Consider the following 11,763-nt stretch of genomic DNA (forward strand, 5'->3'; position numbering starts at 1 on the left):
CGCTGTCGCGGTCGCGCCCCGGCCGCCGGGCACAGATACTGGCCGTATGACGGACACTGTGCCTGCCTCTGCGACCGAACCCCTCCGCGAGGACATCCGCCTGCTCGGTGGCATCCTCGGCAACGTCATCCGTGAGCAGGCGGGACCCGAGACCTTCGACCTGGTCGAATCGGCCCGGGTGGAGAGCTTCCGGATCCGGCGCTCCGAGATCGACCGCACCGAACTCGCCGAACGCTTCGCCGACGTCGCCACCGACGACCTGATTCCCGTCGCCCGGGCGTTCAGCCATTTCGGTCTGCTCGCCAATCTCGCCGAGGATCTGCACCGCGAACGACGTCGAGCCCTGCACGTGCGCGCAGGCGACCGACCGCAGGACAGCAGCCTCGCCGCCACCTATGCCAAACTCGACGCCGCCGGCCCGGGCCTCGACGCCGACACCGTGACCGACGCGCTCGCATCCGCTCTCGTCGCCCCCGTCATCACCGCTCATCCCACCGAGACCCGCCGACGCACCGTCTTCGACGTCCAGACCGCCGTCACCGAGCTCATGCGGCGCCGGGAGAGGACCGACGAATCCGCCGCGATCGAGGAAATCGACCGCGCCCTGTACCGGCACATCCTGACCCTCTGGGACACCGCGCTCATCCGGCTCGCGCGCCTGAGGATCATCGACGAGGTCGACAACGGTCTGCGCTACTACGACCTCGCACTGTTCGACGTCGTTCCTGCCCTCAACGCCGAAGTGCGACGCGAACTCCGGCGACGCTGGCCGGACGCGGCGGTGCTGACCGAACCGCTGGTCCGTCCCGGAACGTGGATCGGCGGCGACCGCGACGGCAACCCCAACGTCGACGGCGAGGTCGTCACCACCGCCGCGAATCGCGCCTGTGAGACCGCGCTGCGACATCACCTCACCGAACTGGCCGCGCTCGAACGCGAACTGTCCATGTCCGAACGCACCGCGACCATCAGCAGCGCCCTGAAGAAGCTCGCCGACGACTCGGGCGACGACAATCCCGCCCACAGCGACGAGCCGTACCGACGCGCCGTGCACGGTATCCGCGCTCGCCTCACCGCGACCGCGGACAGGCTGCTGCCCGGCGTGGATCTGCCCCACACGGTGCGTATCCCGTGCGAGCCCTATGCCACTCCGGCCCGCCTGCACACCGACCTGAACATCGTCGACGCCTCGCTGCGTGCCGGTGGCGCGGCCGTGATCGCCGACGATCGACTCGCGCACCTGCGCAGCGCCGTCGAGGTCTTCGGCTTCCACCTCGCGCCGCTCGACCTGCGTCAGAATTCCGAGGTCCACGAGAACGTCGTCGCCGAACTGCTCTCCTGGGCGGGGGTGACCGACCGCTACCGCGACCTGCCGGAGGACGACAAGGTCGCGCTGCTCACCGCGGAGTTGCGGATCCGCCGTCCGCTCACCGCTCCCGACGCCCACCTGTCGGACGAGACGGCCAAGGAACTCGGCATCCTGCGCGCCGCCGCCGACGTGGTCCGTCGCATCGGACCGGCCGCCATCGAGCATTACATCATCAGCATGTGCACCTCGGTGTCCGACCTGCTCGAGGTCGAGGTCCTGCTCAAGGAGGTCGGGCTGCTCGACCTCGACCGCGGTTATCCGCGCAGCACGGTGCAGGTCATCCCGTTGTTCGAGACGATCGACGACCTGCGCGGTGGTGCCGCCACGTTGACCGCCGCCCTCGCCGTGCCCGAGTTCCGCAGCCTCGTCGACGGACACGACGGACTGCAGGAGATCATGCTGGGCTACTCCGATTCCAACAAGGACGGCGGCTATCTCACCGCCAACTGGGCGCTCTACCGCGCGGAACTCGACCTCGTCGACGCTGCGCGCACCGCCGGGATCCGGCTGCGCCTGTTCCACGGTCGCGGCGGCACCGTCGGACGTGGTGGCGGACCGAGCTACGACGCCATCCTCGCCCAGCCGCCCGGCGCGGTCCAGGGCTCGTTGCGTCTGACCGAGCAAGGCGAGGTCATCGCCGCGAAGTACCGCGAACCGGTGCTCGCCCGCCGCAACCTCGAGGCGCTCGTCTCGGCGACCCTCGAGTCGAGCCTGCTCGATGTCGAAGGCCTCGGGAAGGACGCACCGGAGGCCTACCGGATCCTCGACGAACTCGCCGACCTCGCTCGCGCCGCCTACAGCCGACTCGTGCACGAGACACCGGGTTTCGTCGAGTACTTCACCACCGCGACGCCGGTCTCGGAGATCGGTGCCCTCAACATCGGCAGTCGTCCCGCATCCCGCAAGCAGACGAAGGCGATCAGCGACCTGCGGGCCATCCCGTGGGTGCTCTCGTGGACCCAGAGTCGCGTGATGCTCCCCGGCTGGTACGGCACGGGAACGGCTGTGCAGGACTGGGTCGCCGGTGATCCGGACCGGTTGGCGACCCTGCAGGATCTCTACCGTCGCTGGCCGTTCTTCCGTTCGGTGCTGTCGAACATGGCGCAGGTGCTCGCCAAGTCCGATCTCGGCCTGGCCGCCCGGTACTCCGAACTCGTCGAGGACACCGAACTGCGCGAGCGGGTGTTCGGCAGCATCGTCGACGAGCACGCCCGCACGGTCGACGCCTACCGGCAGATCACAGGATACGACTCGCTCGTCGCGGACAATCCGGCGCTCGAGCGGTCGCTGCACAACCGCTTCCCGTATCTCGAACCGCTCAACCACCTCCAGGTCGAGTTGCTGCGCCGGTTCCGTGCCGGTGAGGACACCGACCGGGTCCGGCGCGGTATCCAGATCACGATGAACGGTCTCGCCACGGCATTGCGCAACAGCGGCTAGAAAATTTTCTCGTCGGGTTGTCGATACGGCAGGTGCCCGTTCGTCGTGATGGTGTAGGACGAACACCACACAGACGGGAGCGACCGCCATGAAGTACATGCTGCTGATCTACGCATCCACGACCGACGAGCCCACCTGCACCATCGAGGACTGGCAGGACTACGAGAAGGCGATGCGCGATGCGGGTGTCCTCGTGTCCGGGCACGCCCTGCAGGATCTCGTCACCGCGACGACCGTGCAGGTCGGCGCGGACGGACGACGCACGGTGACCGACGGGCCGTTCGGCGAGAGCCGTGAGGTTCTCGGCGGATACGACGTCATCGACGTCGGCAGCCTCGACGAGGCACTCGACTGGGCGGCGCGTTGCCCCGGATCGCGGGACGGCGGCACGGTCGTCGTGCGACCGATCGCCGACTTCGGAGACTGAGCGATGGGGGAGCCGGCCGCGACCGTCGAGTCGGTGTTCCGCGAGGAACACGGCCGGCTCCTCGCCGCGCTCGTCCATCGATTCGGCGACCTCGACCTTGCCGAGGAGGTCGCATCGGACGCGCTCGAGGCGGCGCTCGTGCACTGGCCGGTCGACGGTGTGCCCGAGCGTCCGGGCGCCTGGCTGCTCACCACGGCCAGGCGCCGAGCGCTGGACCGGGTGCGCCGCGACCGCGTGTACGCGACGCGACTGGCGGAGCTCGCCGTCGACACCGAACGTCGCGCGTCGTACGAACCACCCGAGGCCGGGGAACTGCCGGACGACCGCCTCGAACTGTTCTTCACGTGCGCCCACCCCGCCCTCGCGGCGGACGACCGCGTAGCGCTGATCCTGCGCTGCCTCGGCGGCCTCACGACGAACGAGGTCGCGCGGGCCTTCCTCGTCCCGTCGCCGACGATGGCCCAGCGGATCGTGCGGGCCAAGAAGAAGATCCGCGGTGCCCGCATCCCGTTCCGGGTGCCCGGACCGGACGAACTGCCGGAGCGCCTGCCGGTGGTGCTCGCGGCGCTGTACTCGATCTTCACCGAGGGCTACGCCGCGAGCAGCGGCGAGCATCTGCAACGCCCCGACCTCGCGGAGGAGGCAATCCGCCTCACGCGCATCCTGCACCGTCTGATGCCGGCGGAACGGGAGGTGAGCGGGTTGCTCGCGCTGATGCTGCTCGTCCACGCCCGCCGAGACGCGCGCACCGATCCATCCGGCGCCGTGATGCTGCTCGACGCGCAGGACCGCGCCCGATGGGACCGCGCGATGATCGAGGAGGGCAGCACACTGGTGGTCGCCGCGCTCACCGGAGGACCACCCGGCCCGTACGGGGTACAGGCCGCGATAGCCGCGTTGCACGACGAGGCAAGCGACGTCGACAGCACCGACTGGCCGCAGATCGTCGCCCTCTACGACGTACTGACCGCCCTGAGCCCGTCACCGATCGTCGCACTGAACCGCGCCGTGGCGGTGGCAATGCGCGACGGGTCTGCGGCCGGACTCGAACTCCTCGACGGACTCGCCGAGGAGCCGAGTCTGCGCGACTACGGGCCGTACGTGGTGGCGCGAGCCGAGTTGCTGGGCCGGGTCGGCCGGAAAGGCGAAGCGGCCGAAGCGTATCGGCGGGCGCTCGAGCTCGCCGGTACCGAACCCGAGCGGCGCCACCTCAGGGCGAGGTCGGCGGAGTTGTCGCGTTCGCGGGAGTTGTGACCGATCCCGGTGCGCCGAGACCTCCGATCGGGGCGGAGCGGCGCGGTCCGGCGGTTCGTATAGCCGGGTACCTCGAGGTCGTAGCGCTTCGGCGTGTACCACTCCGGATCGACCCAATGCGGATTCCGTAGCCGGGTCGCCAGACCGTCCTCCCGGAGCTTGACGCTCTCGTGGATCTTCAGTCCTTCGGGAGATCGTGCCCCGAGAATCTCACGAGTTCCTCGCCCGATGAGCCACCAGATGCGGCTCATCCGGGTCGGCGTCGCCGTCGCGCTCGTCTGTTCCGGTCTCGGAAGCTGCCGCAGGCTCACCGTTCGGCGCAGGAGCACGCCGTGGTCGAGGGCGCCCTCGAGGACCCAGCGGAGCGAGATGTCCGCGAGTCGGCAGTCCTCGAATCCACCGCCGACGTCGGAGTGGACGCCCGTGAACCAGACCTCCTCGATCCGGTCGTTGGCGACCTCGTCCACCTTGTACGGCCTGCGGTACTCGTCGATGGAGATCGCGTGCCGGCCGGCTTCCACGTTCGGCAACTCCGCCGTCTTCTCGAAGTGGTGGTCCTTCTCGAAGATCCCGGGTGCGCTGACGCTGTCCCAGATCCCGAGGTAGTGCACGGGGACGGAGAACGTCCCGTTCGACGCGCGGCACACGGTCGTCGCGAACTGTTCGGCGCACGCGAAGTCGTCGGAGCCCCAGGACCTGCGACGGGCATACGCGGCGATCGCGTACTGCACGAGATTCTCGGACGACGCTCGTGGAAGTCCGACGAGATGCAACATCGCTGCGAAGGCACGTGCTGTGTGGGCACCCCGGCTGAACCCGAAGAGATAGATCCGATCGCCGGGTTCCCACTGCTTCATCAGGAACGTGTAGGCCTCTGCGAGGTTCGTCTTGATACCGACACCGAACGCGAGGCCGAGCGTGCGAGAGATCCTCTGTCCCACACGCGTCGAGGCCCCGGCGGAGGAGAAGGTACCGACGCCGGGGTCGTAGTAGGTGACCTGTTCGCCTGTCGTGTTCTCGAGCGCACGGAACAGGCGGACGACGTTGGTGTTCCCCTTCGCCCGAATTTCGTTTCCCGTGCCGTCGAAGCACAGGACGATGTTCTTCGACCCCTTCCTCCTGACGACCTGCTGCGCGATCTCTGTCGGTGGTGTGTTCGTTCCGGGCTGCGGCATCTTAGTGCTCCCTGAATGCGACCGGCTGGTGGATTCGACGCTAGGAGGCGACTCGGGAGGTCTCACGGGTAGTGCGCTACTCGAATCCGATGGTGCTCGTCGGGCGGATCACTGCAGCGAAAGGCGCCGGTCAGCGGTATTCGTCGACCAGGTCGAGGTAGTCGTCCCACGACGGCGGGCGGGTGCCGGCCAGTGCTGCGTCGAGGCGGTCGAGGTAGTACTGCCACCCCGGCCCGATCTCTCCGGCCTCCGAGCGCGGGACGTGCCGGTGTGTGAACTCGAGGGTGGTGACCTTCCCGACTTGGCGCAGCACCACCTCGAGCTGCCACCCGTCCACGTCGACGGCGAATCCCTCCGGGGGAGAACACCGGAGGATGTCGACGTAGGTGGTGGCCGAGTCGTGGTCGTCCGTCATGGTCAGGAGCACACGGCCCGTGGCGGGGTCGCCGGTGTACGTGCCGTACCAACGACCCAGCTTCTCCGAGTCGGTGAGTGCCGCCCAGACCTCACCGATCGGGAGCAGGAAGTTGCGGTGGTAGATCAGCCGCACCAGCGACGAGTCGCTCGGGCAATCACGCTCCGGGCTCACTTCGCCTGTGATCGTCCTCGGCGTGTTCATCACGGCTCCTCTCGATGGGCGCTCGCCTTATCGGAATTGTCGTGCATCCGGCTGCCTCCGCGGTCCGTTTCACCGCGATGGTTCCTCCGCTGTGGCGAAGGAGGTGCGCAGCCGTTGGTTCGGCAGCAGCGCGACTGCGACGAGTCCGACGACGGACAGCACCGACAGCAGGAGGAAGACCCGGCCGGTGCCGCGGTCGCGGCTTCAGCCTGCGTCGCAGTGCGACCAGTGCCACGGCGGCCGGTGCCGCGGGAACGAGGAAGCAGGCCCGCCAGCCGAGGGGCGTATCGACGAGGGCTCCGCCGAGGAGCGGACCGCCGGCCATCGACACCGCCATGACCACGGCGCCGTACCCGGAATAACGACCCTGTTCCCGCGGCGGGATGAGCGCGCCGAGCACCGCGACGGTGACGGCCACGACGCCGCCGAGGCCGATCCCTTGCACCACGCGGCCGGCGAGGAGAACGGACAGGGCCGGAGCGCAGGCAGAGACCATCGACCCCGCCGTCAGCGTCAGCAGAGCGGCCTGGACGAGAAGGCGTGTGTCGTATCGGTCGGATATCGATCCCCAGACCGGGGTGGTGGTCGCGTTGGCCAGGAGAGCGACCGTGATGATCCAGGTCATGCCTACGGACCCGCCACCGAGTTCTGCCGTGACGGCGGGCAGTGCCGGGATCGCGACGGTGCCGGAGAGCAAGGCCGCGAACAGCGCGGCGAGCAGGGGAAGCAGCACCGCGAGAATGTCGCGATGTGTAGGAGGTGGATCGACGGACGTCGGTGACGAGAGTTGCGGAACCGCAGCATGGTGCGAGGACGTGACGGGGTCCTTGGAAGAAGTCGGCGCTCGACGGAGTCGAGGGCAGGGCCGGAACCGAACGCAACACGAAGCGAGGGCACGCCGGGATCGGACCGCCGGAAGGCGGGATCACCGATGCGATACTCGTCGCTCCACGTTCTGCATTCGCATTACTTCTCCTCGGACGGGGGGACGCTTCCGTGTCCACCGAATCGATATTCCCAGTGTGCGCCATCGACGAGCATCGGCACGAGTAGTGCGCTACTCGAATCCGTTCACAGGATCGTCTCGATTCGGTACGGCGGGGTGAACCGTCGGTACAGGGAAGAGATCCGCGAATTCGGACGGCGGCAGTCGTGAAGGTCGTTGTCCGGCACTTCGGTTCTCACGGATGCCGGTTCACCTTTCCGGTCGAGCCGGATGTACCGGCCCGAGACCAGGGTCCGGTCCCGCCAGGTGCGTATGTAGGTGATCCACTCGTCGTCACACAGGGCGGTGACGAGAAGTTCCAGACGGTTCTCGGCGTCTGCGGGCGACTCGTTACGACGGGCGACCGCCTCGACCAACGCCTTACGGTGGGCGCATCTCTGCCGGGCCGCCAGGAGGTCGGTCGCGCTACGAATGCCCAGTGCGCGCAGGTCGGACAGCACTCTCGCGCCCTCGGGATCCGTCTCGGTGGTCGAATCCACGATGTGGAGTCGCAGGATCGCCTGATCGACCCAGTCGACGAGGCGGCCGACCGGAATCCGTGTCTCGAGCAGCAGATCGACGAGATCGTGATGCGCAAGGGCTTCGACGTTGGGCACACCCTCGTCGATCAGTCGTGCCCGGTCGTAGAGGTCTAATCCCTCGATGTCGGTGAGCGGTAGTTGCTCTTCGAGCATGCGGCGTTTCTTGGTGAGGGCGAAGCGCCGCAGGGTGTCGCGCAGCAGCACCATCGCGGTTTCGGGAAGCACGCCGATCACGAACGCCAACGGGAGCACGGTGGCGTCGTAGACCCGCGACTCCGGTGATTCGACGACGGCCTGGAGCAAGCAGGCAAGGATGACGACGGTGATCACTCGCACGGTGATCGCACTGTATGCCTTGGGCCGTAAGTCGTTCCGTGAATACCGGCGCAGGCAGGTGTTGAGGGAGAAGAAGTACGCGCCCAGGAATGCGAACGCGAGCGGATCGGCAAGCGCAGTGAAGAGACTCGTATCGGGCGTGCCGGACGACGCGGGGGAGTACAGCGCCATGGTCCAGCCCAACGCGATGGTGACGGTGGAAACGAGGATGGGCCACAGTCGCTGGGTGGCGTTCACCGTAGTGGTCCGTTCGTCTGCGGCGTAGAAGACCTCGTCCATTTGTCCGCCGTACTTGGCCTGCACGTCTGCCAACGTGTGGACGTTCGGGTCCAGGCGGAAGATCTGCCATTCGAAGCGGTCGCGGAGCGTACTCAGACGTTGACGGTCGAACAGGAGGAACAACGGGCCCGGCAACATGGTTGCCACGGCGACAAATGCGACTGCGACGACGGGCGCCGCCGCGATGCTCACCAGTCCGGTAGCGAATGCCGAGACAGGCACCGCCACGCTGATCACGAGCATGCACCACAACGTGACCGTGTGGAGTTGACGGCGGGAACGAGCCTTGGTGCCGTCGAGGGGTGTATCCGTTGTGGCGTGCAAGGGGACGACATATCCGTGGCGGATCAGGCCTTCCCAGGGCCACTGTCGCTCCGGGTCGGTTGGGACGCGGCGTTCGAGCGGTGCGAACACGAGCGTCCGACCGTCCGCGTGGGTGATGTGCAAGCGGGAAGGCGTCGCATTGCGCAGCTCCGCAGGTGCTGTGTCCGGGGCCGGCGCGGGGGCGCCGCCGTGGCTATCGTTGCCGGGACGGGTAGCGAGAGCATCGTCCAGGCTTCGGAGTGTCTTCAGGACAGACGCGAACCGGTTGCTCTTCCTCTTCTGCAACATGATTCGCACCCCGTTGCATCGTTCGGCCGTGTTCGAATCCTGCGCGCCTCGGGTGCGCCCGGCACGGGTAGCGAGCTACCCGTTTCCGGCGATCGCTCCGCCGGTCCGTGCGACCGAGGGGCGATTCGGACGAAATACCGCAACCGTTCCGTGACATCTCGTACGCTGCACCACGGAAGCGACGAGGGGGCGACGTGGACGACCCGCAGCACGGGTACTGGAACAGGCGGCGTTTTCTCGCCGGGATGGCCGCGACGATGGCGGCGTTGGTCGGCACCACAGAAGTGTTCGCGCGGGAGGTGAACGCGAGCCCGCTGAGCGAGACGCCTCCCGCGCGCGACACGATCAACGGGGTGCTCGCGTTCGTCGTACCCGGCAACGATCCGTACTCGCACCAGCAGGGCGTGTGGACCGACCGGCCCGGCGGCGTCACCGTCGGCACGGCGGAATCGCTCGAGCGAACCCTGGACCAGGCGTCGCCGATGCCGCTGCTCGGACCCGAGGCGGGCAACCTGCCCGGCGCTGCGGCGATCGCGGTGCTGCTCAACACCTTCGGTGTCACCGCCGACCCGCGTTCGGTGAGCGGACCGTTCGCGGCGCCGTTCGCGAACCTGAGCCATGCCGCGAAGGCGCAAGTCTTCGAATGGCTCGACACCGACCCGCGTTTCGAAGGTCTGGTGCTGAAATTCGTGGTCAACGCGATTCCCACGCTGGCGGCCTTCGCGGCGTTCTCGGAGGTCTCCGCGTACGACCGCGCCCGGCGCGAGGTCACCGGGCGCCCGGTCGGCTGGGAGCTGAGCTGCTATGCCGGGCCGAGCGACGGGTGGGACGAGTTCCTGGGTTACTACGGCGGAATCGACGAGGTGGAGAAATAGATGACCGACGTCATCGTCATCGGGGCCGGTGGGGGCGGACCCGTCGTTGCCAAGGAACTCGCGGCGCGCGGTCTCGACGTGCTCGTTCTCGAAGCAGGACCCCGTTTCGCCGACCCGGAGAACGAGTGGACCCACTTCGAGGACGACATCAACAATCCGATCACCGGGCTGTTCCGCCACGGGCCCGGAGACCGCTCGGGCACGCCGTGGCTGCGTGATCTGCCCCAGAACTCGTTCGTGTGGCAGGTGTCCGGTGTCGGTGGCACCACGCTGCATTTCTTCGGCAACTCGCCGCGGGCGGCACCCGGCGCGTTCTCCGGATACGACGGCGCCGACCGCGACATGTACGACACGGCGCACCTGTTCCCCTTCGGATACGACGAGCTGCGTCCCTACTACGAGTGGGTGGAGGCCACGCTGCCCGTGCAGACCGCACCGATGGGCGCCAAGGAGCAGGTGTTCCTGCGAGGTGCAGCAGCCATGGGGCTGCCGCACCAGACCTCGCTCGACACCGCCGGGCCCGCCCACCGCGCCCAGCAGAACGCGATCCTCCAACCCGGTGGCACCGCCGGCCGCACCCGAGACCGCGCGCGTCTGCACCATCCCGAAGCGCGGGGCTGCACGATGTGCGGGCACTGCTATCAGGGCTGTTATCTGCCGCTGGGGGCGCCGCGCAATCTCAAGGCCAAACGGTCCACCGACAACTCGTACGTTCCGATGATGCTCACCGCCGACGCGTGGTCGCCCCAGGGGCGTGCCGTCACCCTGATCGCCGATGCGGTGGTCTCCGAGATCCTCGTCGAAGAGGTGAACGGGGAGACCGTGGCACGCGGCGTGCGGTTCACGACAGCGGGGGAGGAGCACGAGGCGACCGCCCCGGTGGTGGTACTGGCGGCCGGGTGCATCGAAAGCCCGAGACTGTGGCTGAACTCGACGCTGCCCAATCCGAACGGCTGGGTCGGCCGCGGGCTCACCGATCACCACATGGACGCGGTCTTCGGCGTCTTCGACGAGTACACCGGGCAGACGCGCGGACCGGGATCCAACGCGCGCGTCGATCTGCCCGGCTACGGCGGGATCGAGCAGGTCGGCCTGCCTCCGGCGTTGATCGCATACGCGCTGAACTTCAGCGACTCCGGCATCCACGGGTACGGACGTGCCGGAGGTGTCGTCGATTCCGCAGGGGCCGACAGTGTGGGTCGGCTCGTCGGACGCGACCTGCTCGACACGATGGCCGACACCGACCGAGTCCTCGCGGCGCTCGTCATCTCGGACGACGACGTCGAACCGGACAACCGCGTGACGCTCTCGCCGATCCTGTATCCGGACGAAGGAGGTCTGGCGCCACGCGTGACCGTGCAGCATCGCAGGCGCTCGGCTCGTACCCGCCGCAATCGTGACTACGCGACCCGCAAGGCCGTCGAGTTGATGAGGGCGGCGGGCGCGAAGAGGGTGCATCGCTGCGACTGGCCACCGCTGATCCTGCACTCGCAGTCGAGCATGAGGATGGGGGTGAGCGACCGGGATTCGGTGCTCGACGCCGATGCGGAGGCCCGGTGGGTGAAAAGGCTCTTCGTCGCCGACAACTCGGCGCTCGCCAACAGTCTCGGAGGCCCGAACCCGACGTTGACGACACAGGCGATCGCCACCCGCACGGCGGAGAAGATCTTCGCGAAGTACTTCGGTGGCGATCCCTGGGTGGCACGGGAGAACCCCGTGTCGTCGATCGACGACCGCGTCACCGCTGCTGTGATCGAACGGGGTATCTGACGGCTCGATCCCGGATCGGAACGGTCGATTTCGTCCCGAGTGGAACCGTCGGGCGTCCTGGCGCGTCGAACGAGACAGAG

Annotated in this window: 8 protein-coding genes and 1 pseudogene; 5 read left to right on the forward strand and 4 right to left on the reverse strand. The window is 67.9% G+C overall.

The genetic code is table 11. From position 1 onward, the window contains the following. Window positions 1–46: 46 nt before the first annotated feature. The 3 genes from ppc to C6Y44_RS11650 all read left to right on the forward strand — a co-directional run bounded on the left by ppc (window position 47) and on the right by C6Y44_RS11650 (window position 4,490). Window positions 47–2,809 (forward strand): phosphoenolpyruvate carboxylase, encoded by a 2,763-nt coding sequence (gene ppc / locus C6Y44_RS11640; RefSeq protein ID WP_159418445.1) that lies wholly within the window; start codon window positions 47–49, stop codon window positions 2,807–2,809. A gap of 88 nt (window positions 2,810–2,897) precedes the next feature. After that, a complete protein-coding gene (locus tag C6Y44_RS11645; protein ID WP_120282443.1) occupies window positions 2,898–3,236 on the forward strand; it encodes a YciI family protein in 339 nt (112 codons plus the stop codon). Window positions 3,237–3,239: 3 nt separating this feature from the next. Then, the gene (locus C6Y44_RS11650) at window positions 3,240–4,490 is read left to right on the forward strand and encodes an RNA polymerase sigma factor (RefSeq protein WP_120282444.1); all 1,251 of its coding nucleotides are present in this window, start codon (window positions 3,240–3,242) and stop codon (window positions 4,488–4,490) included. A 359-nt stretch (window positions 4,491–4,849) separates the two neighbouring features. Here C6Y44_RS11650 and C6Y44_RS28090 read toward each other — a convergent pair. The 4 genes and pseudogenes from C6Y44_RS28090 to C6Y44_RS11665 all read right to left on the reverse strand — a co-directional run. Beyond that, window positions 4,850–5,665, reverse strand: a pseudogene (locus tag C6Y44_RS28090) (DUF2235 domain-containing protein); the annotation flags it as partial. Between the two features lie 130 nt (window positions 5,666–5,795). Further along, complete coding sequence (locus tag C6Y44_RS11655; protein WP_192378846.1) at window positions 5,796–6,284, reverse strand: SRPBCC domain-containing protein; 489 nt, start codon at window positions 6,282–6,284, stop codon at window positions 5,796–5,798. Further along, entirely contained in the window at window positions 6,238–7,017 is a 780-nt protein-coding gene (locus C6Y44_RS11660; protein WP_159418442.1) for an MFS transporter, read from the reverse strand. The genes C6Y44_RS11655 and C6Y44_RS11660 overlap by 47 nt, the downstream gene beginning before the upstream one ends. A gap of 338 nt (window positions 7,018–7,355) precedes the next feature. After that, complete coding sequence (locus tag C6Y44_RS11665; RefSeq protein WP_159418441.1) at window positions 7,356–8,669, reverse strand: hypothetical protein; 1,314 nt, start codon at window positions 8,667–8,669, stop codon at window positions 7,356–7,358. Window positions 8,670–9,232: 563 nt separating this feature from the next. Between C6Y44_RS11665 and C6Y44_RS11670 the strand changes: the two genes are divergently transcribed. Both C6Y44_RS11670 and C6Y44_RS11675 read left to right on the forward strand, forming a co-directional pair. After that, on the forward strand, window positions 9,233–9,913 hold the full coding sequence (locus tag C6Y44_RS11670; protein WP_159418440.1) for a hypothetical protein: 681 nt from the start codon (window positions 9,233–9,235) through the stop codon (window positions 9,911–9,913). Continuing rightward, entirely contained in the window at window positions 9,914–11,683 is a 1,770-nt protein-coding gene (locus tag C6Y44_RS11675) for a GMC family oxidoreductase N-terminal domain-containing protein (protein WP_120282450.1), read from the forward strand. It begins immediately after the preceding gene. Window positions 11,684–11,763: the final 80 nt, after the last annotated feature.

This window comes from Rhodococcus rhodochrous, from assembly GCF_014854695.1.
Classification (GTDB): domain Bacteria; phylum Actinomycetota; class Actinomycetes; order Mycobacteriales; family Mycobacteriaceae; genus Rhodococcus.

Bases quoted from the DNA above. Each gene is read 5' to 3' on its own strand.
- C6Y44_RS11650 (WP_120282444.1), top strand. From the start codon at position 3,240: ATGGGGGAGCCGGCCGCGACCGTCGAGTCGGTGTTCCGCGAGGAACAC.
- C6Y44_RS11675 (WP_120282450.1), top strand. From the start codon at position 9,914: ATGACCGACGTCATCGTCATCGGGGCCGGTGGGGGCGGACCCGTCGTT.
- C6Y44_RS11645 (WP_120282443.1), top strand. From the start codon at position 2,898: ATGAAGTACATGCTGCTGATCTACGCATCCACGACCGACGAGCCCACC.
- C6Y44_RS11665 (WP_159418441.1), bottom strand. From the start codon at position 8,669: ATGCTCGTGATCAGCGTGGCGGTGCCTGTCTCGGCATTCGCTACCGGA.
- ppc (WP_159418445.1), top strand. From the start codon at position 47: ATGACGGACACTGTGCCTGCCTCTGCGACCGAACCCCTCCGCGAGGAC.
- C6Y44_RS11655 (WP_192378846.1), bottom strand. From the start codon at position 6,284: ATGAACACGCCGAGGACGATCACAGGCGAAGTGAGCCCGGAGCGTGAT.